Below are 24,110 nucleotides of genomic sequence, written 5' to 3' on the forward strand. Positions count from 1 at the left end.
AAGCGCAAGGGCTCAGTCGTCCTCGTCCTCGAACCCCACGAGCGCCAGCGCGCGCGCCTTGATCTGGCGGGTCATGCACCAGTGGACCAGCGCGTCCTCGCGGCCGTGCGTGACCCATACCTCGCGGGGCGCGATCTCGGTGAGCGTAGCGATCAGTTCGTCCCAGTCGGCGTGATCGCTGAGGATCAGCGGGAGCTCGACGTTCTTCTGGCGCGCACGGCCCCGGACACGCATCCAGCCGCTGGCCATCGCGGTGATCGGATCGGGCAGCCGCCGCGACCAGCGATCGTTAAGCGCTCCCGGCGGACACATCACGACGTGTCCCGCCATATCCGCCTTCTTCGCATCCGCCACCGGGAGCAGTTCGCCGAGCCTGACGCCGTGCTCGGCATAGAGATCGCACAGCCGTTGCAGCGCGCCGTGGATGTAGATCGGCGCTTCATGCCCGCGTTCGCGGAGTTCGGCGATCACGCGCTGCGCCTTGCCGAGCGCATAGGCACCGACGACCACGCAGCGGTCGGGATTGGCGTGGAGCGCGGCGATCAGCTTGTCGATCTCGTCACCGGTGTCGGGGTGGCGGAAGACCGGCAGGCCGAACGTGGCTTCGGTGATGAAGACGTCGCATTTGACGGGTTCGAACGGGGTGCAGGTCGGGTCCGCACGGCGTTTGTAATCCCCCGAGACGACGATCCGCTCGCCGCGATAGTCGAGCACGATCTGTGCGGAGCCGAGAACGTGGCCGGCGGGGACAAAGCCGATGTCCACCTCTCCCATCCGGATCGTCTCGCCGTAAGCAACGGGGTTGCCGGCCTGCGGGCCGTAGCGCGCGTCCATGATCGCCAGCGTCTCGGGTGTGGCCCAGACGGCTTCGTGGCCACCGCGGGCGTGATCGGCGTGGCCGTGCGTGACGAGTGCCTTGGCGGTCGGGATCGAGGGGTCGATCCAGGCGTCGATCGGCTTGACGAGAATGCCGTGCGGATGCGGTTCGAGCCAGTCGCCGAGTTTTGCCATGCCAGTACTACGCGTGAACCGGGCGTGCGGTGCCAGCATTGCCGAACGCACCGTGTCCAGTACGATGCGGGCGCTCACCGGGGGGATGTCGCATGAACGATACGATAGAAGACCCGGTCGACCGGCGAAGCGTGCCAGCACGGGTAGGCGTCGCCGCGCTCAACCTGATCCTGCCCGGACTTGGGCTGATCCGCGTCGGAGATCGGCGTGGGGCGGCGCTGACTTTCATGGCACAGTTCGCACTTGCCGCACTCGTCACGTTCGGGTTGGGGCACCTTCCCATCACAGGTTACGGTGTCGCGGTAGCGGCGCTGGTGCTGGTCATCGCGTTGTTCGGTGCCGTTTACGTCGTGCCGATCATGCTCACATGGCGCAAGAGCAGGCTTCGCGGTCCCACGCGTTGGTGGTCGCGCTGGTATGCGCTGGCGCTGATCGCCGTGGTCGTGCTGGGCCTTTGGGAACGCGTGCCGCCGATGATGCACCATTTCTACAAGCCGTTCTTCGCACCGTCCGACAGCATGGCGCCGACGATCGGCAGCGGTGACAAGTTCGTCGTCGACATGCGCTGGCGTGGGCCGCCAAGACGCGGCGACGTGATCGTCTTCCAGGCGGCTGACAGCGTCCGGGTCAGTCGGATCGCGGCGATCGCGGGCGACAGGATCGCGATGCGCGCTGGCCTGCCGATCGTGAATGGGGTGGCGGTCGCGCAGCACGCAGAAGGCAGGATGATGGTCGACGATATCGAAGGCCGACATCCTGCGACGATTCTGACGGAACGCCTGCCGGGCGAACGATCCAGCCATCGCATACTCGACACGGATACGTCGCTGTTCGACGACACGCGCGAGGTCACCGTCCCGCCGGGCCATGTCTTCGTGCTCGGCGACAATCGCGATCGATCCGCCGACAGTCGCGTGCCGCTCGAGCAACAGGGCGTCGGGATGGTGCCGACGACGACGATCATCGGCCGCGCTATGTACCTGTATTGGAGCAGCAATCGCTCGAAGATCGGCGATCGGCTCGACCGCTAGAGGATAGCTTCAAGTCTCAACGCCGCACCTCGCGGGAGCCGATCGCATGGAACGCCGGATTAGCGGCGGCGGCCTATTTTAATCGTCGCGACGATCGCGTCCATCTGGGCCGCGGCGACCGCCTGGGTCGGCGCGTTGCGTGCCGGCGCCGCCGCCTTGACCGCGTAGGTGACGCGATCGACCGCGTAGCAGGTGCCGTCGACGACGGTGCGCAGGTTCGTCGCGTTGACCTGTTGACTCATCCCCGCGTCGCCGTTGGCATAGACCGTCCAGCGGTGACCGCCGAGCATCCGGTTGGGCAGGCGCCGACCGCTTCCCGACTTCAGCCCCGCGGTGCCGCAGGTCGCGACGACCGCGGCGCTGCGGCTGAAACCGACCTGCACTATTTCTGTGACCTGGCCCTGGCCGTCGCTTGGCTTGGCGACCTGCCAGAAGCGGACGATGCCGACGCCGCGACCGACCGGGCTGCCGTCCCAAATCTGGCGCCAACCGGCGTTCATCAGGGCCCGGCCGGCGAAATTGCGCGTCGGGGTCAGCGCCGACGGGTAGGACAGCCGGACCATGCCGCCTGCCCCAAGGAAGGACTTGGTCGCGGCGCTGGCGTTGGCGAAGGGGAGAAAAGCGAGCAGTGGCAGTGGCAGCAAGAAGCGAAGAAGCGTCACCGATCGTCTTTCATAAAGAGAGGCTTGGCAGTGTGCCGGCCGTTTGCGCCGCGTCCATAGCGGTGCGGCGCAACGCCCCCATATGACGATGATGCGTGAACAGGCCGTGAGCGACCTCCCCCCTCCCCTCGAAAACTGGTTCGCGACGCGCGGGTGGCGGCCGCGGCGGCATCAGCTCGAGATGCTGGCGGAAGGCCGTGCTGGGCATCATGCGCTGCTGGTGGCGGCGACGGGGGCGGGGAAGACGCTTGCCGGGTTCCTTCCGACGCTTGCCGAACTGATCGAGGCGCCGACCAACGGGCTCCACACGCTGTACGTCTCGCCGCTGAAGGCGCTGGCGGTCGACGTGCAGCGCAACCTGCTGACGCCGATCGACGAGATGGGCGTCGATATTCGCGTCGAAACGCGGACCGGCGATACGCCGTCGGACCGGAAGGCACGGCAACGGATCAAGCCGCCGCAGATTTTGCTTACCACGCCCGAATCGCTGTCGCTGTTGCTGAGCTATCCCGATAGCATCACGATGTTCGAGAACCTGCGCACGATCGTCGTGGACGAGGTTCACGCGTTTGCGACCGGCAAGCGTGGCGATCTGCTCTCATTGTGCATGGCGCGCCTGCAGAAGATCTCGTCGGGCATGCGCCGCGTTGCGCTGTCGGCGACGGTCGCAGATGCCGACGGCTATCGCGCGTGGCTCGCCCCCGATGGCGACATCGACCAGGTCGCGATGGTCCGTGGCGAGGCCGGTGCGGATCCCAACATCGCGATCCTGCTGCCCGAAGGTCGCGTGCCATGGTCGGGACATTCGGGCCGCTATGCCGCCGCGCAGGTGATGGCGGAGATCGAGGCGCACGAGACCTCGATCGTGTTCTGCAACACGCGCAGCCTGGCGGAACTCATCTTCCAGGATCTGTGGAAGGTGAATTCAGGGAACCTGCCGATCGGCGTCCACCATGGCAGCCTGGCCAAGGAGGCGCGACGGAAGGTCGAGAACGCAATGGCCGAGGGGAAACTGCGCGCGCTGGTCGCGACGTCGAGCCTCGACCTCGGGGTCGACTGGGGCAATGTCGATTGCGTGATCCAGATGGGCGCGCCGAAGGGGTCGTCGCGACTGCTCCAGCGGATCGGGCGCGCCAACCACCGGCTCGACGAATCGTCGCAGGCGATCGTCGTGCCGGGCAACCGGTTCGAATATCTCGAGGCGCGCGCTGCGCTCGACGCGGTCGAGGCGGGCGAACTCGATGCGGACATTTTTCGCGTCGGTGCTCTCGACGTGCTCGCGCAGCACGTCATGGCCTGCGCGTGCGCGGCGCCGTTTCGCGAGGCGGACCTGCTCGACGAGATCCGTTCCGCGCTGCCGTATTCCGCGCTGCCGACCGAGACGTTCGAGCGCGTGCTGCACTTCATCAGCGACGGCGGCTATTCGCTGAAGGCGTATGATCGGTTCAAGCGGCTGACCAAGGACGCGGACGGGACATGGCGGGTGAGCCATCCCAAATTCATCGGCCAGCATCGACTGAATGCAGGCATCATCGTCGAGGCGACGATGCTCAACGTGCGGTTCGGCAATGGCCGCGTGCTGGGACGGGTCGAGGAGGCGTTCGCGGCGCAGTTGAGTCACGGCGATACGTTCTTCTTCGCTGGGCTCAGCCTCGAGGTGATGAAGATCGACCTTGAGGATCTGGTTGTGCGCGCGACGTCGAAGCCCGCGCGGATCCCGACCTATGGCGGCAGCCGGATGCCACTGTCGACCAACCTCGCCGACCGCGTTCGCGGGTTCCTCGCGCATCCCGGCGACTGGGCGCGCTTCCCCGACGACGTCCGCGAATGGCTGGAGATGCAGGCGTATCGATCGGTCATGCCCGAGCCCGGCCAGCTGCTGGTCGAGACGTTCCCGCGCGAGGGGCGGCACTACATGGTCGCGTACAGTTTCGAGGGGTGGAACGCGCACCAGTCGCTCGGCATGCTGATCACGCGGCGGATGGAGACGCAGGGGCTGAAACCGCTCGGCTTCGTCGCCAATGATTATGCGCTGGCGGTATACGGGCTGGAGAAGATCGTCGATCCGGCGACACTGTTCTCGGCGGATATCCTGGAGCACGAGTTCGTCGAATGGGTGCAGCAATCGCACCTGTTGAAGCGCGCTTTTCGCGAGGTCGCGGTGATCGGCGGGCTGGTCGAGCGCCAGCATCCGGGCAAGCGCAAGACCGGCAAGCAGGTGACGTTTTCGACCGACCTGATCTACGACGTCCTGCGCAAGTACGAGCCGACGCATTTGTTGCTGGAGGCGGCGTGGGCGGACGCGCGGGCGCGGATGACGGATGTCGGGCGGCTCGCGTCTCTGCTCGACCGCGCGGCGGCGACGATGGTGCATGTCGACCTGGAGCGGGTCACGCCGCTCGCGGTGCCGGTGCTGACGCTGATCGGGCGGGAGAAGATCTCGACGAACAGTTCGGACGACGCGCTGCTGATCGAGGCGGAGGCGATGATCGCCGACGCGATGCGGCCGGATTGAGCTACTCGATCCTCCCCGCCAGGGGGAGGTGGCTGGCACTCGCCAGACGGAGGGGGAGGCAAGGCAAAACCGCTGTTGCGTGGTCCTCCCCCTCCGTCGCCTACGGCGCCACCTCCCCCTGGCGGGGGAGTATTTCAGAATAGCTTCGACCCTCCCCAAACGAACGGTTGCTTGCCCGCAATATCAGGCGCAGCATTTGCAGCATGCACTGGTGGCTGGCCCCTCTACTGCTAGCCATTGCCGCCCAGGCTAGCGCTCAGGACGCAGCCTCTCCACGCCCCAATGCTGCACCTCCGCCCAGCGCAGCATCGGCAGCAGAATCTGACCCCGCCACGCTCCTGTTCGGTGACGACCAGGCCCGCATGACGGTGCCGGTCACGATCGCCGGCGCAGGACCGTTCGCGTTCGTCGTCGATACTGGCGCCCAGCGGACCGTCATCGCGCGCGAACTCGCCGCAACGCTAGGCCTGACGCCAGGCCGCATCGTCCGCGTGACCGGCATGACCGGATCGAGCGCCATCGGCACCGTCGTCATCCCCTCGCTGAAGGTCAGCGTGATCGGCAGCGCGGCGATCGAGGCGCCGGCGATCAGCGCGATCAATCTCGGCGCGCGCGGGCTGCTCGGAATCGATGCCTTGCAGGCCCACGCGGTAGGGATCGACTTCGACACCAACACGATGACCGTCACCCCCTCGCACAAACGGCAAAGCCGCGAGCGCGCGAGCCCAGACGAGATCGTCATCCGGGCGCGCAGCCTGTTCGGGCAGCTCGTCGTCACCGACGCCTATTGCAACGGCATCCGCATCCGCGTGATCCTCGACACCGGCACCTCGGTCAGCATGGCCAACGGCGCGCTCCGCCGGAAGGTGACGCGCAAGGGACTGGGCAGCGCGGGGTCAGCGCAGCCCGTGTCGCTCACCGGCGTCACCGGCGAGACCGTGATCGCCGACTATACGACGATCGACCGCGTCACGATCGGCAGCCTGACGCTCGGCGACCTGCCCGTGGCGTTCACCGCAGTCGATGCACCGCCGTTCCGCCTGTTCGGCCTCGCCGAGCGGCCGGCGATGCTGCTCGGGATGGACGTGCTGCAACTCTTCCGCCGCGTCGACATCGACTTTGCCAACCGCGAGGTGCGGCTCACCTTGCCACGCGAGACGCGCCGTCGTGGCGAGCTGCGCCGCTGAGGTTGCGTCCGCGTGCGTTCGCTGCAACTCTCCCGCCGGAAACGAAAAAGGGGATGACGATGCGCGCGACTGGCTGGCTACTCACGGCGGCAATCCTGACGACCCCGCTCTCAGCACAAGCGCAGTCGCGGCCCGACCAGAAGGCGTTCCTCGGGCTCTACAAGGAGCTGGTCGAGACCAACACGACGCTGTCCGCTGGCAGTTGCACGCAGGCCGCGGCACAGATCGGCGCGCGGCTGAAAACCGCGGGCTATGCCGATGCCGACATTACCTATTTCTCGGTGCCCGAGCATCCCAAGGACGGCGGGCTGGTCGCGGTGCTGAAGGGGTCGGACGCGTCGATCAAGCCGATGCTGCTGCTCGCCCATCTCGACGTGGTCGAGGCGAAGCGCGAGGATTGGGTACGCGATCCGTTCAAGCTGATCGAGGAAGGCGGCTATTACTACGCGCGCGGCACCGTCGACGACAAGGCGCAGGCGGCGATCTGGTCCGACGCGATGATCCGCTTCAAGACGGGCGGGTACAAGCCGAAGCGGACGATCAAGCTGGCGCTGACCTGCGGCGAAGAGACGACGTTCGCGTGGAACGGCGCGCAGTATCTGGCGAAGTCCAAGCCCGACCTGATCGCGGCCGAGTTCGCGCTGAACGAGGGCGGCGGCGGGCGGCTCGACGACAACGGCAAGCGCCAGTTGCTGGCGATCCAGGTCGGCGAGAAGGCGGCACAGAACTACACGTTTCTCGCCACCAATCCCGGCGGGCATAGCTCGCAGCCGATCCCCGAGAATGCGATCTATGAGCTCGCCGATGCGGTGAAGGCGGTGCAGGGCTACGAGTTTCCGGTGAAGTTCACCGACACCACCAAAGCGTTCTTTGCGGCGAGTGCGAAGGCGATGCCGGGCGAGATGGGCGATGCGATCACGAAGCTGCTCGCGAACCCCGAGGACAAGGCGGCGGATGCGATCGTCAGTCGTGACAAGGCGATGCACTCGACGCTCCGGACGACGTGCGTGGCGACGTTGCTGAGCGCGGGGCATGCGGAGAACGCGTTGCCGCAGCGGGCGACCGCGAACATCAACTGCCGGATCTTTCCGGGCGAGACGGTGGAGGGCACGCTCGTCAAGCTCAAGGAACTGGCGGGGGCCAAGGTGACCGTGACGGCGAACCAGCCGGTGCGGCCGACTGCGATCCCGCCGACCCTCGACCCGAAGATCATGGGGCCCGTGACCAAGGTGGCGGCGAAGCACTTCCCCGGCCTGCCGATTCTCCCACTGATGTCGACCGGCGCGACCGACGGCATCTTCTTCGAGGCGATCGGCATCCCGGTCTACGGCGCGCCGGGCGTCTTCATCGACAAGGACATGGGGGGCATTCATGGCCTTAACGAGCGAATCCGGGTGGCTTCGCTGTATGATGGCCGGGATTATCTGTTCGACTTGGTTAAGGCGTTTGCGGGGTGAGCGCCACGTCCCTCGCCCCTTCGGGGAGAGGGAGGGAGGAGCCTTAGGCGACGGAAGGGAGAGGGGCGTGGGGCTCGAGACGGTGCCCGACAACACCCCTCTCCCTTCCCACGGCAAGCGCCGCGGGCCCCTTCCCTCTCCCCGTAGGGGCGAGGGAGCACGCGCTCCCCCTCTTGAAACCGTCCGCCTTACTCTCGGCTTAGACGGTGACTTGTTCGCCTAGTTCCAACACCTTGCCGGGGGGGATCTTCAGGAAGTCGGTGGGGTCGCTGGCGTTCCTTTGCAGGAACAGGAAGATCCGGTCCTGCCATGGCGGCATGCCCTTTTCCGCATCGGGCTTCAGCGTGTTGCGGCCGATGAAGAACGAGGTGCGCATCGGGTCGAGCCCGAGCTGCTCGGTCTTGTTGCCGACGCCGAGATCGCGGGGCACGTCAGGGGATTCCATGAACCCGTAGGTCAGCACGACGATCGAGAAATTGTCGTCGACGCGTTCTACCTTCGCCCGCTGAGACTCCTCGACGAACGGCCGGTCGGCGGTGCGGATGCTGACGATCAGGTTGCGCTCGTGGAGCACCTTGTTGTGCTTCAGATTATGCAGCAGCGCACCCGGCGTCGCGTGCGGGTTGCCCGTCAGGAACACCGCCGTTCCCGACACACGCTCGGGCGGACGCTTTTCCAACGCCGAGGCGAGATCACTGAGCGGAATGCTCTGACGCTTCTCGAACGCGCTGACGATCTTCTTGCCGCGTACCCAGGTGAAGATGATCAGCCCGATCGCGGCGGCGATGACCAGCGGCACCCAGCCCCCCTCGATCACGCGGAGGATGTTGGCGCCGAAGAAGATCAGGTCGAGCGTCAGGAACGGCAGGATCGCCGCTAGTGCAAGCGGGCGTGACCAGTTCCAGCGATGCCGGACAACGATGTACGCGAGCAAGGTCGTGACGACCATCGTGCCGGTTACCGCGATGCCGTACGCGGCCGCCATCGCCGACGACGTCTTGAACTGGATCACCAGCACCAGCACGCCGATCAGCAACAGCCAGTTGATCGCCGGCAGGTAGATCTGGCCGGCGAACACGGCGGACGTCTGGCGGATGCGCAGGCGCGGGAGCAGGCCGAGCTGGATCGCCTGCTGTGTCAGCGAGAACGCGCCGGTGATGACCGCCTGGCTGGCGATGACGGTCGCGAAGCCGGCGAGGATGATCAGCGCCGGTCGCAGCGACTCGGGCGCCATCAGGAAGAACCAGTCCTGATTGACGAACGGTACGCCGCGCGCCGCTGCATCCTCGAGCCGCGACAAGGCGAATGCGCCCTGCCCCAGGTAATTGAGCGCGAGCGCCGGGAAGACGAGGAAGAACCAGCCGATGCGGATCGGCAGCTTGCCGAAATGGCCCATGTCCGCGGTCAGAGCCTCGGCGCCGGTGACGGTCAGGAACACCGCACCGAGCACGAACAAGCCGGTGACGCCGTGCGTCGCGAGGAACGAAATGCCGTAGGTCGGCAGGAACACGCGGACGATCGAGGGCTCGTCGGCGATGTGCCAGATGCCGAGCGCGCCGATCGCGACGAACCAGAGGATGCAGACCGGGCCGAACAGCTTCGATACCTGCGCCGTGCCGCGCGCCTGGATCAGGAACAGCCCGATCAGGATGGCGATCGTCAGCGCGCGCACCACGCCTTCGTTGAAGATATGCGCGGCGCTCGGGATCGTTCGCAGGCCCTCCATCGCGGAGAGCACCGACAGCGCCGGCGTGATGATCGCATCGCCGTAGAACAGCGACGCGCCCGCCGCGCCGAGCACGATCGCGATTCGCGACCGCATGCCGAGCGCACGACGGGCGAGCGCGGCGAGCGCGAGTACCCCGCCCTCGCCCTGGTTGTCGGCGCGCATCAGGAAGATGACGTATTTGACGGTGACGACGAGGAACAGCGACCAGAGCGCGAGGCTCAGCACGCCGAGGATTTCGGTCGGATCGATGCCGCCTGCGGACGTCTGGCCGAGTGCCTCGCGGAACGCGTAGAGCGGGCTGGTGCCGATATCGCCGAACACCACGCCGATCGCGCCGACGGTTAAGGCGGCGAGTGCGGGGTGCGGATGCAGATGCGCCGCTGACAGATCGCCAGGCGTTTCCGGTACAGCGGCAGTTTGGGGTGTTCCGGCGACGGACGTCATGGCGCGAAGAGCGCTCCTCCTGAGGGGACGGCGCGCTTTACGCCGATTGGGGGCATGCGCAAGTCCTGCCGGTTTCGGGCAATGGCGGGTTGATTCACCGGGCGGGCACCGGCATGGCGGGCAGATGGTTCCCTTTTCGTTCGGCGGGCATGCGCTTCTGGCGTTGGCGCAAGGCGCGCTGTTCTGGCCGGAGCGGCGTGCGCTGCTGGTCGCCGACCTGCATTTCGAGAAGGCGAGCTGGTTCGCCAAGCGCGGCCAGATGCTTCCGCCGTATGATTCGATCGCGACGCTGGCGGATCTCACTGCGCTGGTCGCTGCAACGGGCGCGCGCGAAGTCTGGTGCCTCGGCGACAGCTTCCACGACAGCGACGGGTGCGAGCGATTGCCGCAGCGCGCGCAGGACATGCTGCGGGCGATGACCGACGGGACGCGCTGGACGTGGATTACGGGCAATCACGATCCGGCTATCCTCGATCGGTGTGGCGGGGAGGTAGTGGACGAGGTGGTCGTCGATGGACTGATGCTGCGGCATGAAACGGACCGGGCAGAGACGCGGCCGGAGCTGTCGGGGCATTTCCATCCGAAGCTTCGGTTGCGCGTGCGGGGGAAATCGGTGGCGCGGCGGTGTTTCGTGGCGACGGCGACGAAGCTGATTTTGCCTGCGTTCGGGTCGCTGACTGGCGGGTTGGACGTGGACCATCCGGAGATCGTGCGCGCGGTTGGGGTTGGGGCTGAGGCTATGGTGCCGGTGGCGGACCGGATGCTGCGATTTCCGGTTGCTGCCTGACGTTCCTATCGGTCCCCCCGGAGCGATGCGATGCTTCCCTGTCGAAACATCACCCCATCCCTCCTTGTTCTCCCGCGAAGGCGGGAGCCCAGTCTGGGTCCCCGCCTTCGCGGGGAAACAAGCTACTTAAGTTCAGTGATCTACTGGGGGGCCCGCTAACGGAATTCAGCTAGAAATCGTCGGGAACGCCGCGCGGAAGGCGGCCACCTTCGGCTTGTCCCACATCACCACGTACGGGTGCGTCGGGTTCCGGTCATAGAAATTCTGGTGATACGCCTCGGCCGGGTAGAACGTCCCCGTCTCCAGCTTCGTCACGATCGGCCCGGAGAACGCATGAGTCGCTCCCAGCTGCGCAATGTAAGCCCGCGCGACCTGCGCCTGCGCCGGCGACTGCGGGAAGATCGCCGAGCGATAGCTGGTGCCGCTGTCAGGGCCCTGACGGTTCAACGTCGTCGGGTCATGCGCGATCGAGAAATATATGCGGAGCAACGTGCCGTAGCTGACCACGCGGGGGTCGTAGGCGATCTTGATCGCTTCGGCATGCCGGGTCGTCTCGGCGGAAACCTGGTCGTAAGTCGCGGTCGCCTTGGTGCCGCCGGCATAGCCGGTCGTGACGGCCTTAACGCCCTTCACATGCTCGAACACCGCTTCCATCGTCCAGAAGCAGCCGCCTGCGAGTACCGCGGTCTGGATACCGGGCGCTGCGGGAAGGTCGGTCTTGACGGCGGGGATGACGACGGCGCGGGCGCCTTGCGCGGTGCCGGTGGCAATAAACGCACCGGCGATACCGATGGCGGCGAGCGTGGCGAGAAGCGGCTTTTTCATGGTTCGATACATGGGGTTGCCGCTCGACTTCGCTAGGCCATCGTCGCTGTTATCGCGCGGTGGCGGAGACGCTGTGCTCGAAATGGCTGGCGAAGGTCTGGCGGGCTTCGGCGGGCTGGAGCGCGAGCAAGCCGATGGCGCCGAGGACGAAACCGCCGCTGAACTGCCAGAAGAAACTCGACTTTACGATGCTGCGCATAATGCGATCCCAATGAAACCCAGTGATGGCGCCGACCGGATAGGTCAGCGTCAGCTACGGACCGGCATGTCGTAGAGATGCCGGCCAACCACAATGTCGTTTTTAGAAACTCTCGATTAACGCGCCGTGGCCGATGCGTTCATCGTGCAGCAGGCATCGCCCGACAGGGTTGCCGGAAGATGTCGCCGCGTGTCTCGAGTGTTGCCGGCGTTATTTCAGCGCGGCGCACGCCGCCTGGATTCGCGTGCAGGCCTCGCGGAGCAGCGCATCCGACGTGGCATAGCTAATCCGGAACGCGGGGCTGAGGCCGAACGCGGCGCCCTGCACGACGGCCACCTTGGCGTCGTCGAGCAGATAGCCGACCATCGCCTCGTCGGTGTCGATCAGGCGGCCGTTCGGCGTCGTCTTGCCGATCAGATCGGCGAACGACGGATAGACGTAGAACGCACCCTCGGGCGTTGGGCAGTGCATGCCATCGATCTCGTTGAGCATCGACACGACGAGGTCGCGACGGCCCTGGAACGCGGTGTTGCGCTCGGCGAGGAAAGACTGGTCGCCGTTCAGGGCGGCGACAGCGGCGGCCTGGGCGATCGAGCACGGGTTCGAGGTCGACTGCGACTGGAGCTTGGCCATCGCCTTGATCAGCCACGCCGCGCCCGCGCCGTAGCCGATCCGCCAACCGGTCATCGCATACGCCTTCGAGCAGCCGTTGACGGTCAACGTGCGCTCGAACAGCTCGGGGCAGGCTTCCGCAATCGTCGCGAACTTGAAGCCGTCATAGACGATGTGCTCGTACATATCGTCGGCGAAAATCCACACGTGTGGATGCTTCGCGAGCACCGCACCGAGCGCCTTCAGTTCGTCGATCGTATAGCCGGCACCGGTCGGGTTCGACGGCGAGTTGAGGATCACCCACTTGGTTTTCGAGGTGATCGCGGCATTGAGCGCGGCGGGATCGAGCTTGTAACCGACCTCGGGACCCGCCTTGACGATGACCGGCACGCCACCGGCGAACTGCACGACGTCGGGATAGCTCACCCAGTAGGGCGCGGGGATGACGACCTCGTCGCCCGGATCGATCGTCGCGACCATCGCGTTGAACAATGTGTGCTTGCCGCCGACGTTCACGCTGATCTGGTCGGTGGTGTAGGTAAGATTGTTGTCGCGCGCGAACTTGGCGACGATCGCCTGCTTGAGCTCGATCGTGCCGTCGACGTTGGTGTACTTGGTCTTGCCGTCGCGGATCGCCTGGATCGCGGCCTCTTTCACGAAGTCCGGCGTATCGAAATCCGGTTCGCCCGCACCAAGCCCGATCACGTCGACGCCTGCGCGCTTCAGTTCGAGAACGCGCGAAGTGATCGCGAGCGTCGGCGAGGGGCTGATGCGGCCGAGCGCGGCGGATGCGTGCATGGTGTAACCTTTGCGGTTGTCCGCGAACATCGCCGCGGAATTTGCGGGCGCTATACGCGCCGATCGGTCGAATTCGCAACCGTAACGATGGCAGGAATGAGCCCGCGGACCGCATTTCCGATGAAGAATCCAGCGGTCAGGTCGGCTCGGGTTAGCGGGGCTTCGGTTGCGCGGCCCGATTCAAGGAGGTCGGCTCGCAATATCCCGGGGAGCAGGCCATGCCGTAGCGGCGGCGTGACGAGTGCTTCGCCGCGCTGGACAAACAAGGAGGTGAAGCTGCCTTCGGTGAGGAAGCCGTCGGCATCCTCAAACAGCACCTCGAACGTCCCCGCGGCTTTCCGCGCGTCGTCGTAGAAGGCGCGAGCGCTCGTCTTGTGGCGGAGGCGGAAGTCGGTCGCGGCGACGGGTAGCGGGATGATCGCGACGGTCGCTTGCGCAGGTGAGTGCGGGAGCGGTGCTGCCTCGATCGCGATCGCGCCGGATGGGCTGAGCAACAGGCGGATGCGGCGGGGGCCGCGCAACCGGAAGGTCGCGGCCTGAAGTTCGTTGCGCGCGGTGTGGCGGTCGAAGGTGAAGCCCAAGGCCTGGGCGCTGGCCTTCATCCGCGCGAGATGCGCCTCGAGACGGGCGAGGCCGTCGTCGGGATCGAACGCCATCGTCTCGATCAGATCGAAGCGGCGCTGGCCGGCGGTGACGAACGCGCCCTTCGCGTGGCACTCGTCCCACTCCGCGTCGGTTGCGCTGTCGGCGACGATACCTGAGCCGAGACTCATCATCGCTGCGCCGTCTTCGATCGCGATCGTGCGGATGGCGACGTTGAATATGGCGTCGCCGTTCGGATCGAACCGCCCGATCGCGCCGGTGTAGATGCCGCGGGTGCGGGCTTGCTCGACTTCGGCGATGACCTCCATCGCGCGTTGCTTCGGCGCGCCGGTGATCGATCCGCACGGGAACAGCGCGGTCAGGACGTCGACTGCGTCGCGGTCTGGTTTCAGGTTTGCGGTGACGGTCGAGGTCATCTGGTGAACGGTCGGATAGGTCTCGACGGTGAACAGGTCGGGGACCGTGACCTGCGTGGCGACACGCGACAGGTCGTTGCGCATCAGATCGACGATCATGAGGTTCTCGGCGCGCTGCTTCGGGTCGGCGGCGAGTGTTTCGGCGAGCGCGCGATCGGCGTCGAGGGTGTCGCCTCGCGGCGCGGTGCCCTTCATCGGGCGGCAGGTGAGCGTGTCGCCGTCGAGCGCGAAGAACAGTTCGGGGGAGAGCGACAGGAAGCGCGTCTCGCCGGTGTCGATCAGCGCGCCGTAGCCCGCCTTCGCCTGGCGCCGCAGCCGGGCGTAGAGCGCGAGAGGGTCGCCGACGAACGGCACGGTGGCGGCGAAGGTGAGGTTGGCCTGGTAGATGTCACCCGCCGCGATCAGGTCGAGCACGCGCGTGAGGCTGGCGTCGTAGGTGTCGCGGTCGATCAGCGGCTGGGGCGCACCGGTCCACGCGCCCGCGGGGTCGGGGAGGAGGGCGGCGACGTCTTCGGGTGCGATCGTCCGGTACTCGGCGAACAGGCCGAACCAGAGCAGCGGGCCTTCGGTGCGGACATCGACGGGCTTCGACGCAAGTGCGGCGCCGGCTTCATAGGTGAGGTAGCCGGCAGCGTGCAGGCCCTCCGCGCAGGCGCTTCGTAACGCATCGAGCGCAGGGCGGACCTCGGCGAGCGTATCGGCGCGGACGATCCGGACGGGATCGCGGTACACTCGCGCCGGGGCGCCTGCCGCGCGGGCGTCATCGAGCAACACGTAGGGCGCGGTCCACATCGCCTTCACTGTTGCACGGGCGATGGGGTAAACCGCAAGCGGCGATTGCTCCAAGCGGTGCGTCATCCTATTTCGAGGCCATGACAAATCCTCCCCTCCGCGCTGCGATCGTGCCCGTCACGCCGATCCAGCAGAACTGCACGCTCCTCTGGTGCACCGCGACGATGAAGGCGGCAGTGATCGATCCGGGCGGCGACCTGCCGCGGATCATGGCGGCGGTCGAACAGGCGGGGGTCACGGTCGAGAAGATCCTGCTGACGCATGGGCATATCGATCACGCGGGGGGCGCCAAGCGGTTGTCGAACGATCTCGGCGTGCCGATCGAGGGGCCGCACGAGGCGGACCGGTTCTGGCTGCAGCGGCTCGATCAGGACGGGCCGAAATACGGGATTTCGGGGGTCAATTTCGAACCGGACCGGTGGCTGGTCGAGGGCGACACGGTGTCGGTCGGCGACCTCGTGCTCGATGTGTACGAGACGCCGGGGCACACTGAGGGGCATGTGATCTTCCACCATGCGCCGTCGAAGTTCGCGCAGGTGGGGGATGTGCTGTTCCAGGGGTCGGTCGGGCGATCGGACATGCCTGGAGGGAATCATCAGGTGTTGGTGAAGTCGATCGTCGAGAAGCTGTGGCCGCTGGGGAGCGATACGAGCTTTATTCCGGGACATGGGCCGGCGAGCACGTTCGCACATGAGCGGGCGACGAATATGTTCGTTAGTGATCGGGCGCTGGCGGGTTGATCTTGCTTTCCTGTTCCCCCGCGGAGGCGGGGGTCCAGGATACCAAGCGGCAACGCCTGTAACCCTGGGCTCCCGCCTTCGCGGGAGAACAAGAAGAGGCAGCAACGCTACCTCTCAACGGCCCCACCCCGGCGAAGGCCGGGGCCCAGTTGGGGGACGAAGTTTGTCTGAGGTAGCGCTCCGTTACCGGGACCTTTCCAACTGGGCCCCGGCCTTCGCCGGGGTGGTTGCCTCTATGGAGGACAGTCCTTCTACTTCCGCTCCCCCACCGTCTCAGCCCGCACCGACTTGAACTCCGACCCGTCGCGCCACTCGGGCCACAGGCGGCTGTTCGCCAGCTTCGTGCCGATCGTCTTGAACAGGTCCACGTCCTGCGCCGCACCGCGCAAATCCCAGTCGGCGCCCCAAGCATCACACGTCTGGTGATAGCATTTCATATAGCCGTCGAGCCAAGCCTGCCCCGCGGCCCGGCCGCCCTTGACCAGATCGGGTGCGCCGCTGATCGCCATCAGCAGCAGTGTCGGCACGCCGCGCCGCGCGACCGAGAAATGGTCGGCGCGGTAGAACAGCCCGCGTTCGGGGAGCGCTTCCGGCGTCACGACGCGGCCTTGCGCCTTGGCGGCATCGCCGAGCATATCTTCGAGGCTGTTCTGGCCGGCCCCGACCAGCATGACGTCCTTCGCGGGGCCCGCCGTCTGGAGGATGTCGAGCGTCAAATTGGCGACCGTCTTGGCGGCTGGATAGACCGGGTTCACCGCATAGGTTTCCGAGCCGAGCAACCCGCGCTCCTCGCCGCTCCACAGCGCGAAGACGAGGCTGCGGTCGGTGCGGGGGGCCTTGGCGAAATTGCGCGCAAGTTCGAGGACGCCCGCCACGCCGAGGCCGTCGTCGTTGGCGCCGGGACGGATGGTACGCCCCTGCGCATCGGGCGCGCCGATGCCGTAGGCGTCCCAGTGCGCGCCGAACATCACGACCTCGTCCGCGTGTTTCGTGCCGGGAAGCTTGGCGAGAACGTTTTGGCTCACGGCGGTGTCGTGCTTGACCGGCAGGTCGGTGGTGAACGCCTGCTTCAGCGCGACCGGTCGGAAGTCGCTCCGCCGCGCCGCCTTGCGCAACGCCGCTAGGTCGAGGCCGGATGCGGCGAACAACCGGGTCGCCGCCCCACCTTCGAGCCAGCCCTGGAGCATCACCCGCGACTCAGGGTCTTTCCGGACGATGTCGTAATTCTCGCCGGCGGGGGCGGTGACGGTGTTCCAGCCGTAACCCGCGCCCGCCGTGTCGTGGACGATCAGCGCGCCAACCGCGCCACGTCGCGCGGCTTCCTCGTATTTGTACGTCCAGCGGCCGTAATAGGTCATCCGGCGATCACCGAACTTGCCCTTCGCATCGTCGCCAGCGACCGCCTCGAAGTCGGGATCGTTGACGAGGAACACGGCCACCTTGCCCTTGAGGTCGAGGCCCTTGAAGTCGTCCCAGCCGCGCTCGGGCGCGCTGACGCCGTAGCCGACGAACACCATCGGTGCGTTCTCGATCGCGACGCGGTCAACGCCGCGAACGGTGCTGAGATACACGTCGCGGCCCTGTACCAGCGCGGTGTCGCCGGCGCGGACGGTGCCCGCGCCCATCCGGGTGTGGACGAGCGGCACGGGTTGCGTCCAGCTGCCGTCCGGGCCGCCGGGTTGCGCCTTCATCGCCTTGAACTGTGCGATCAGCCAGGCGATCGTCTTGGTCTCACCGGGGGTGCCGGGCGCACGGCCCTCGAACGCGTCGGAGGCGAGCGTCTTCACGTCGGCGGACAACCGCTCTGGCGATACCTGCGCGGCGCCCGGTGATGCGGCCAGCAGGGTGGCGGCACCCAATAGACGAAGCGCGCTCATGCCCGGCCACCCGACGGCACGACCTGGAAGGTCTTGCCAGTGGGCACGCTGTTCGCCTGATACGCGATCGTCAGCGCCCAACCGGCCAATACCGCCATCAGCACCCAGGTCGCCAGCGCGCCCCCTGCCCGTGGCACGCTCGACGTCGTCCGGTCCATTCCGAACGCATGGGCGATTCGCGCGATCACGAACACCGCGCCCGCAATCCACAGCCACAGCGTCGATCCGCCGGCGAGCTCGATCAGTCCCATCAGGATCAGGATGAACGGCGCGTATTCGGTGAAATTGGCGTGCGCGCGCATCCGCGCCTGCAGGCGCTGGTTGCCGTCGTCGCCGATCAGCACGCTCTCCTTCACGCGCATCGGCACGATTCGGAAGGCGAGCCACAGGTTGACGACGGCGGCGGCCGCGGCGATCGTCAGCGTTACGGGTAATATCACGGCGTTGCCCCTCGAATATCAGGTCTTTTGTCAGGCGCATGCCCTGCCACTCTGGGCCAAAGCTTGCAACGCGGGGTGAAATCGCTATAGCGCCACGCTTCGCGAGCGTCAGGCCGCATGGGTTGCTTCAGGCGGCCGGCATTCTTGTCGGTTGCCTGTGTCCCGTGTCCGGACGTACTCGGAGTCCCGACCTTTAGATTGAACAAGGTGCCGAAATGGCCGTCCCCAAAAGAAAAACCTCGCCCTCCAAGCGCGGCATGCGCCGTGGCCACGACTCGCTCACGATCGCGTCGTTCCAGGAATGCCCCAACTGTGGCGAGCTGAAGCGTCCGCACAACCTGTGCGGTTCGTGCGGTCACTATAACGGTCGCGAAATCCTCTCGATCGAGGGCTGAGGCTTCCGTCCGGAACCTCTAACTTGAACGAAGGATAAGCGATGCCCGACAGCGGCTGGATCGCGGTCGATGCGATGGGTGGCGATGACGGGCTGGCAGTGATGCTTGCCGGGGTCGCGCGCGCGCGTCACCAATTCGAGGGCATGCATTTCTTCCTGGTCGGTGACGAGGCTGCGATTCGCGAGGGGCTGAAAGCTCATCCGAACCTGTCGCAGAACTCTGAAATCGTCCACGCCCCCGAAGTCGTCGGTTCGAGCGAAAAGCCGAGCCAGGCGATTCGGCGTGCGAAGAAGACGTCGATGGGCATCGCGATCGACCTGGTGAAACAGGGTCGCGCCGCTGCAGCGGTATCATCGGGCAACACCGGCGCGCTGATGGCGATGGCGAAGATATCGTTGCGGATGCTGCCCGGGATCGACCGGCCGGCCCTCGCGGCGCGTCTGCCGACGCTCGGTGACACCGACATGGTGATGCTCGACCTCGGCGCGAACACCGAGTGCGATGCACGCAACCTCGTCCAGTTCGCGATCATGGGCGCTGCCTATGCGCGCACCGCGCTCGACATCCCGCACCCCCGCGTCGCGTTGCTGAATATCGGCAGCGAGGACATGAAGGGTACGGACGAGATCCGCGATGCGGCCGCTCAGCTGCGCGCGACGCCGGCGGTGGACATGCAGTTCAACGGCTTCATCGAGGGCGACCGCCTGTCGCGCGGTGAGGTCGACGTCGTCGTGTGCGACGGCTTCTCCGGCAATATCGCGCTGAAGACCGCCGAAGGCACCGCGCGATTCGTCGCCGATTTGCTGAAGCGCGCGTTTCGTAGTTCGGTGCGGTCGAAGCTCGGCTTCCTGATCTCGCGGCCGGCGACCGAATTGCTGCGCGATCACCTTGATCCCAACAATCACAACGGCGCTGTGTTTCTCGGGCTCAACGGCATCGTCGTGAAGAGCCACGGCGGCGCCACCGAGCGCGGCGTCGCGACCGCGATCGGCAATGCCGCGAAGATGGTCCGCAACGACCTAGTTCGGCGAATTGCCGATGATCTCGGCAGCGTGGAGAAGGCGGCATGATCCGTTCGGTCGTCATCGGCACCGGCTCCGCCCTGCCCGCGCGTCGCGTCTCCAACGCCGAGCTTGCGGAGCAGGTCGATACCAGCGACGAGTGGATCGTTGAGCGCACCGGCATCCGCTTCCGCCACATCGCCGGCGAAGGCGAGACGACCGCGACGCTGGCCGCGGACGCGTGCCGCGCGGCTTTGACTGCTGCCGGGATCGAAGCGGAGAGCATCGACCTGATCGTGCTCGCCACCGCGACGCCCGACCAGACCTTCCCCGCCAGCGCCACCAAGGTGCAGGCAATGCTCGGCATCGACGATTGCGTCGCGTTCGACGTCGCGGCGGTCTGCTCGGGCTTCCTGTACGCGGTGCAGGTGGTCGACAGCATGATCCGCAGCGGCGTCGCCAAGCGCGCGCTGGTGATCGGCGCGGAGACGTTCAGCCGCATCCTCGACTGGGAAGACCGGACGACCTGCGTGCTGTTCGGCGACGGTGCCGGCGCGATCGTGCTGGAGGCGCAAGATACGGCCGATGACGGCGGTCGCGGTATCCTGACGACAAAGCTGCACGCGGACGGCCGCCACAACGAACTCCTCTATGTCGATGGCGGCGTTTCGACGACCGGCACGGTCGGCAAGCTCCGCATGAAAGGCCGCGAGGTCTTCCGCCATGCGGTCACCAACCTGGCCTCGGTGATGACCGAGTCGCTGGCGATGGCCGGCTTGTCTTCGGACCAGGTCGACTGGGTCGTGCCGCATCAGGCGAACGCCCGCATCCTCGACGCGACCGCGCGCAAACTGGGCCTCGCGGCCGGCAAGGTGGTGGTTACCGTCGACCAGCATGCCAACACATCGGCCGCCTCCGTGCCGCTCGCGCTTGACGTTGCGGTGCGTGACGGACGTGTCCGACAAGGCCAGATCGTCGTGCTCGAGGCGATGGGCGGCGGGTTCACCTGGGGCGCGGCGGTTATCCGCTTCTAATCTCGTAGAAAGAGATCGATTCACTTGTAGAACAAAAGTTCTTCCGGTCGCGATCCTGCTTGTGTAGAGAAGCGCCGAGACTGGGAGCTTGCGAATGACGATGACCGGTACATTGACGCGCGCCGATCTGGCCGAGTCCCTCCACCGCGAGGTAGGATTGTCGCGTGCGGATTCCTCGAAGATCGTGGAACAGATCCTTTCCGAGATGTGCGGCGCGCTGTCCGAAGGCGAGAACGTCAAGATCTCTGGGTTCGGCACATTCGTGCTCCGCGACAAGGGTGAGCGCGTCGGCCGCAACCCGAAGACGGGCATCGAGGTGCCGATCGCACCGCGTCGCGTCCTGACGTTCCGCGCGAGCCAGATGATGCGTGAGCGCATCGTCGGCGCCGACTGATTCTGTAATGCCCGATGACGCCGATACTTCCGGTGGCGATTTTACGGACGACATCGACGTAGCGGGCGATCCCGGTTCCGACGACGACGGCAGCCCATCCATAGGTGCCGTGGGTACAGCGGCGGCGGGTCCGGGCAAGGCGGGCGCTGCGTTCCGGACGATCGGCGAACTCTCGCGTGAGACCGGCCTGCCACAGCATATCCTGCGCTATTGGGAGACCCGGTTTCCGCAGTTGCGGCCGCTGCAGCGCGCGGGGAACCGGCGCTATTACCGCGCCGAGGATGCGGTATTGGTCCGGCGCATAGATACTTTGCTCAATCGCGAAGGCTATACCGTCCGCGGCGTGCAGCAATTGCTCGCGGCCGAAAAGACCACGCCGATCACGACAGAGACGATCGAGCCGGTGATGCCCGCGCTGCGTGCGATCCGCGCGCTTTTGGCGCAGGCACTGGTCGAGGACGGCCGGCGCGCATAACGCGCCGTGCGTAACTGGGTATCGTAAAGGGGAGAGGGGAAGGACGGCGCCCTCCCCCCTCGCCGATCTCAATCCTCGCTGCCGAGCGTCTTCTTGGCGGCATCCAGTGCTGCCTTGCCGCCCTTGCGAACGGTCTTCACTGCGTCTTCCGACGCCTTCTCGACCGTTGCACCGGCCTTGCGACCAAGCCCGATCGACTTCGCCATCGCACGGCGCGCTTCCGAATAGGTCGCGGCGACCATCGGATAGTCGGACTTCAGGTTGAAGCGCTCGCGATACTGCTCCGGCGTCATGCCGTTGGTCGACAGGTGACGACGCAGCGTCTTGTACTTCTTGCCGTCGAGCATTGAGATGATGTGGTCGGGCGACGCAAGCGACTTGCGCACCGAAACGGCTGGCTCGGACGTCGGCTGTGCCGTTGCCTCGGGCTCCGCTTCGCCATTGCCGACCAGCTTCTCGACGGCCGAATGCATCGCGACGAGGAACGCCGGCACGTCGTCGGCGGCAGTGCGCGTATTGGGGTTGGCAAGCCATGCTGCCGTCAGTTCGGCGGCGAGCTCGACTGTATTAAGTGTATCGGTCACGGTTTGTCCTTGAATTCGTAATGCACCCCTGCTGGCAGGCGCCTACTATATTTGTATGAAATTGAACACCAGGTGTTTAACATACGTGCATCATTACATTTTGTTCATCGTCCGACATAAATATAATCGGTTTGACTGATACTGGCTGGGCTTCGTCGCAACTTCGGCCCTGCTCGGTAGATGTCAGAGTAGATGATCAAATCTATGAAACGTGCCGGATTGCGCGCGCGCCACGGTAATATCACGCCGCATTAAACGTATTGCATCCTTACCTATCATGGATAGGCGGCGCGGAAGTCCGGTGGCTAACTAGCGTTACTTGCTTATCGGCACGGATTTTGCGGAAGGTCGCCGGCGACCCTATAACTCGCGGACTGCCCGCGACATCGTCGCGAACAGTCCTGTACCGTGAGTCCGGCGCCTATTTCGCCGACGCGACGATGCAATACAAAAGGATTGGCACGCCGATCACGAGGATCATGAGCACAAGATTCACGTCCATGAAGCGGTTCAACCAGTTCGGCTGCTTGCGCTCCCGACGATCGCCATCATCGGCAGAATAGTTTTCGACGATCTCCAGCTCGAACTTGTTCGAGAAAAAATGCTTCGGCCTCATTCTAAGGAAGGGCTGCGAGGCGCGATCCTGCAGTTCGACGTCATGATCCGCCAAAGGGCGACTATCTTTATCAGGGTTCTGTTCCGACACTGTGCGGTTTCCGTTTACTCGAGATCATGGGCGCGCAGAGCACGTCCCAAAGGTCAGATCGAATAAAGCCCGAACTCGAACGGCGAACAGCCGCGAGCTCGGGCTAACCGCGTGCGGCGAGTTGGCCCGAATGGTCGAGGAAACGCTTATGTGTCGCAGGAGCGTACATGCAAGTTACATCGGAGCCGTGACCATTAATGTCAACACGTATCGGACGTGACTAAACGGCCGCTGGATGTCAGCGACTTGGTCTTGCTTCCAATTAAATACGGTCGGGCAGCAGACGTGCTGCCCGACCGTCAGGGCCTCACTTCAGGCGAGCGTCAGGCCGACATCGACGTTGCCGCGGGTGGCGTTCGAATAGGGGCAGATTTCGTGTGCGGCATCGACCAGACGCTGCGCTTCGGCGCGGTCGATGCCTGGCAGCGACACGGTCAGGTCGGTGGTGATCCCGAAACCGCCAGCCGAGCGAGGGCCGATCCCAACCTTTGCGGTGACCGCGACGTCGTCGGGCAGCTTCACCTTCAACTGCTGGCCAGCGACCTTCAGTGCGCCGATGAAGCACGCGGAATAGCCGGCTGCGAACAGCTGCTCGGGGTTGCTGCCGTCGCCGCCTGCGCCGCCCAGTTCCTTCGGCGTCGAGAGCGCGACGTCGAAACGGCCGTCCTGCGACCGTGCATGGCCGTCGCGGCCGCCGGTTGCGGTGGCTTCGGTGGTGTATTTTACATCGACGGACATGCTGAAATCTCCATATTGCTTATCACGATAACTATTTATGATGTCGTGGTACCGAAGTCCAGTAAGATTTGCCGCGATAAGCAATTTTATGTACGTCGTGTATGAAGGAGCCTGCCGTGTCCGATCCCCTGCCCCTCGACGACCAGCTCTGCTTTTCGCTGTATGCCGCGACGATCGCGATCAATCGTGCGTACAAGCCCGTGCTCGACCGGCTCGGCATCACCTATCCACAGTTTCTCGTCCTCCAGACGCTCAACGAAGCGGAGGATGGCTGTTCGATCGGCGCGATCGCCGAACGGCTCGCGCTCGAACCGAGCACGATCACGCCCTTAGCGAAACGGCTAGAGGCGGCGGGGCTGGTTACGCGCATCCGCAACCCCGCCGACGAGCGGCAGGTACGCGTGCGGTTGACCGAGGCTGGCAGAACGCGGTGGACGGAGACCGGGTGCCTCGGCCCGCTGATCGTCGAGCGGTCCGGCATGACGCAGGATCGACTCGCGGCCCTGAACGTGGAGGTCGCAGCACTGCGGCGTGCGCTCGCAGGGGACCGCCCGGTAACGCAGTGATGCCCGTAATGCGGTTCTACGATCACCCGATGTCCTCCAATCCACGCGGCGAGGTGCCGCCGAGCGATCGCGGCGTGCCACCTTCCGCCTAG

The 24,110-nt window shown here is 65.7% G+C and carries 24 protein-coding genes; 12 read left to right on the forward strand and 12 right to left on the reverse strand.

Annotated features, from left to right (window positions below; genetic code table 11):
• Positions 1-12: 12 nt before the first annotated feature.
• On the reverse strand, positions 13-1,011 hold the full coding sequence (locus tag AC59GX_RS08660) for a ligase-associated DNA damage response exonuclease (protein ID WP_133029610.1): 999 nt from the start codon (positions 1,009-1,011) through the stop codon (positions 13-15).
• 92 nt (positions 1,012-1,103) lie between these two features.
• Between AC59GX_RS08660 and lepB the strand changes: the two genes are divergently transcribed.
• Positions 1,104-2,042: a signal peptidase I gene (lepB, locus tag AC59GX_RS08665; protein WP_426279915.1), complete on the forward strand. Its 939-nt coding sequence runs from the start codon at positions 1,104-1,106 to the stop codon at positions 2,040-2,042.
• 59 nt (positions 2,043-2,101) lie between these two features.
• Here lepB and AC59GX_RS08670 read toward each other — a convergent pair whose 3' ends face one another.
• A complete protein-coding gene (locus AC59GX_RS08670) occupies positions 2,102-2,704 on the reverse strand; it encodes a hypothetical protein (RefSeq protein WP_426279916.1) in 603 nt (200 codons plus the stop codon).
• 91 nt (positions 2,705-2,795) lie between these two features.
• Between AC59GX_RS08670 and AC59GX_RS08675 the strand changes: the two genes are divergently transcribed.
• The 3 genes from AC59GX_RS08675 (at position 2,796) to AC59GX_RS08685 (ending at position 7,863) form a co-directional block, all read left to right on the forward strand.
• Positions 2,796-5,219 (forward strand): ligase-associated DNA damage response DEXH box helicase, encoded by a 2,424-nt coding sequence (locus AC59GX_RS08675; RefSeq protein ID WP_497301468.1) that lies wholly within the window; start codon positions 2,796-2,798, stop codon positions 5,217-5,219.
• Between the two features lie 362 nt (positions 5,220-5,581).
• The gene (locus AC59GX_RS08680) at positions 5,582-6,406 is read left to right on the forward strand and encodes an aspartyl protease family protein (RefSeq protein ID WP_426279918.1); all 825 of its coding nucleotides are present in this window, start codon (positions 5,582-5,584) and stop codon (positions 6,404-6,406) included.
• 53 nt (positions 6,407-6,459) lie between these two features.
• Positions 6,460-7,863, forward strand: a complete 1,404-nt coding sequence (locus AC59GX_RS08685; protein ID WP_426279919.1) for a M20/M25/M40 family metallo-hydrolase — start codon at positions 6,460-6,462, stop codon at positions 7,861-7,863.
• Between the two features lie 199 nt (positions 7,864-8,062).
• Here AC59GX_RS08685 and AC59GX_RS08690 read toward each other — a convergent pair whose 3' ends face one another.
• Positions 8,063-10,036, reverse strand: coding sequence for a potassium transporter Kup (locus AC59GX_RS08690; protein ID WP_426279920.1), 1,974 nt, complete (start codon positions 10,034-10,036; stop codon positions 8,063-8,065).
• 124 nt (positions 10,037-10,160) lie between these two features.
• On the opposite strand from AC59GX_RS08690, the gene pdeM reads away from it, so the two are divergent.
• The gene (gene pdeM, locus AC59GX_RS08695; protein WP_497301470.1) at positions 10,161-10,823 is read left to right on the forward strand and encodes a ligase-associated DNA damage response endonuclease PdeM; all 663 of its coding nucleotides are present in this window, start codon (positions 10,161-10,163) and stop codon (positions 10,821-10,823) included.
• A 165-nt stretch (positions 10,824-10,988) separates the two neighbouring features.
• Here pdeM and msrA read toward each other — a convergent pair whose 3' ends face one another.
• The 4 genes from msrA to pabB form a co-directional block, all read right to left on the reverse strand.
• The gene (gene msrA, locus AC59GX_RS08700; RefSeq protein ID WP_426279922.1) at positions 10,989-11,648 is read right to left on the reverse strand and encodes a peptide-methionine (S)-S-oxide reductase MsrA; all 660 of its coding nucleotides are present in this window, start codon (positions 11,646-11,648) and stop codon (positions 10,989-10,991) included.
• A 49-nt stretch (positions 11,649-11,697) separates the two neighbouring features.
• On the reverse strand, positions 11,698-11,847 hold the full coding sequence (locus AC59GX_RS08705) for a hypothetical protein (RefSeq protein ID WP_165895481.1): 150 nt from the start codon (positions 11,845-11,847) through the stop codon (positions 11,698-11,700).
• Positions 11,848-12,057: 210 nt separating this feature from the next.
• Entirely contained in the window at positions 12,058-13,257 is a 1,200-nt protein-coding gene (locus AC59GX_RS08710) for a pyridoxal phosphate-dependent aminotransferase (RefSeq protein ID WP_426279923.1), read from the reverse strand.
• Positions 13,258-13,307: 50 nt separating this feature from the next.
• Positions 13,308-15,068 (reverse strand): aminodeoxychorismate synthase component I, encoded by a 1,761-nt coding sequence (gene pabB, locus AC59GX_RS08715; protein ID WP_426279924.1) that lies wholly within the window; start codon positions 15,066-15,068, stop codon positions 13,308-13,310.
• Between the two features lie 80 nt (positions 15,069-15,148).
• Between pabB and AC59GX_RS08720 the strand changes: the two genes are divergently transcribed.
• The gene (locus AC59GX_RS08720) at positions 15,149-15,808 is read left to right on the forward strand and encodes an MBL fold metallo-hydrolase (RefSeq protein ID WP_426279925.1); all 660 of its coding nucleotides are present in this window, start codon (positions 15,149-15,151) and stop codon (positions 15,806-15,808) included.
• 251 nt (positions 15,809-16,059) lie between these two features.
• On the opposite strand, the gene AC59GX_RS08725 is transcribed toward AC59GX_RS08720, so the two are convergent.
• Together AC59GX_RS08725 and AC59GX_RS08730 are read right to left on the reverse strand one after the other, a co-directional pair.
• Positions 16,060-17,685: a M28 family metallopeptidase gene (locus tag AC59GX_RS08725; RefSeq protein WP_426279926.1), complete on the reverse strand. Its 1,626-nt coding sequence runs from the start codon at positions 17,683-17,685 to the stop codon at positions 16,060-16,062.
• On the reverse strand, positions 17,682-18,125 hold the full coding sequence (locus AC59GX_RS08730) for an MAPEG family protein (RefSeq protein WP_426279927.1): 444 nt from the start codon (positions 18,123-18,125) through the stop codon (positions 17,682-17,684). Before AC59GX_RS08730 ends, AC59GX_RS08725 begins: the two co-directional genes overlap by 4 nt.
• 215 nt (positions 18,126-18,340) lie before the next feature.
• On the opposite strand from AC59GX_RS08730, the gene rpmF reads away from it, so the two are divergent.
• The 5 genes from rpmF (at position 18,341) to AC59GX_RS08755 (ending at position 21,424) form a co-directional block, all read left to right on the forward strand.
• The gene (gene rpmF, locus AC59GX_RS08735; RefSeq protein WP_056054400.1) at positions 18,341-18,520 is read left to right on the forward strand and encodes a 50S ribosomal protein L32; all 180 of its coding nucleotides are present in this window, start codon (positions 18,341-18,343) and stop codon (positions 18,518-18,520) included.
• A 41-nt stretch (positions 18,521-18,561) separates the two neighbouring features.
• Entirely contained in the window at positions 18,562-19,590 is a 1,029-nt protein-coding gene (gene plsX / locus AC59GX_RS08740; protein WP_426279928.1) for a phosphate acyltransferase PlsX, read from the forward strand.
• Positions 19,587-20,555, forward strand: a complete 969-nt coding sequence (locus AC59GX_RS08745) for a beta-ketoacyl-ACP synthase III (RefSeq protein WP_426279929.1) — start codon at positions 19,587-19,589, stop codon at positions 20,553-20,555. Before plsX ends, AC59GX_RS08745 begins: the two co-directional genes overlap by 4 nt.
• A gap of 94 nt (positions 20,556-20,649) precedes the next feature.
• Positions 20,650-20,949 carry an integration host factor subunit alpha gene (locus AC59GX_RS08750; protein WP_056063634.1) on the forward strand — a complete coding sequence of 100 codons (300 nt, stop codon included), beginning with the start codon at positions 20,650-20,652 and terminating at the stop codon, positions 20,947-20,949.
• Positions 20,950-21,058: 109 nt separating this feature from the next.
• Complete coding sequence (locus AC59GX_RS08755) at positions 21,059-21,424, forward strand: MerR family transcriptional regulator (RefSeq protein WP_426280391.1); 366 nt, start codon at positions 21,059-21,061, stop codon at positions 21,422-21,424.
• A 68-nt stretch (positions 21,425-21,492) separates the two neighbouring features.
• Here AC59GX_RS08755 and AC59GX_RS08760 read toward each other — a convergent pair whose 3' ends face one another.
• The 3 genes from AC59GX_RS08760 to AC59GX_RS08770 all read right to left on the reverse strand — a co-directional run bounded on the left by AC59GX_RS08760 (position 21,493) and on the right by AC59GX_RS08770 (position 23,452).
• The gene (locus AC59GX_RS08760; protein WP_056490139.1) at positions 21,493-22,008 is read right to left on the reverse strand and encodes a Ros/MucR family transcriptional regulator; all 516 of its coding nucleotides are present in this window, start codon (positions 22,006-22,008) and stop codon (positions 21,493-21,495) included.
• 421 nt (positions 22,009-22,429) lie between these two features.
• Positions 22,430-22,714, reverse strand: a complete 285-nt coding sequence (locus AC59GX_RS08765; protein ID WP_426279930.1) for a hypothetical protein — start codon at positions 22,712-22,714, stop codon at positions 22,430-22,432.
• 312 nt (positions 22,715-23,026) lie between these two features.
• Positions 23,027-23,452 (reverse strand): organic hydroperoxide resistance protein, encoded by a 426-nt coding sequence (locus tag AC59GX_RS08770; RefSeq protein ID WP_056490142.1) that lies wholly within the window; start codon positions 23,450-23,452, stop codon positions 23,027-23,029.
• 116 nt (positions 23,453-23,568) lie between these two features.
• On the opposite strand from AC59GX_RS08770, the gene AC59GX_RS08775 reads away from it, so the two are divergent.
• Positions 23,569-24,018 carry a MarR family winged helix-turn-helix transcriptional regulator gene (locus AC59GX_RS08775; RefSeq protein WP_426279931.1) on the forward strand — a complete coding sequence of 150 codons (450 nt, stop codon included), beginning with the start codon at positions 23,569-23,571 and terminating at the stop codon, positions 24,016-24,018.
• Positions 24,019-24,110: the final 92 nt, after the last annotated feature.

Source organism: Sphingomonas sp. 320_CC (assembly GCF_059691795.1).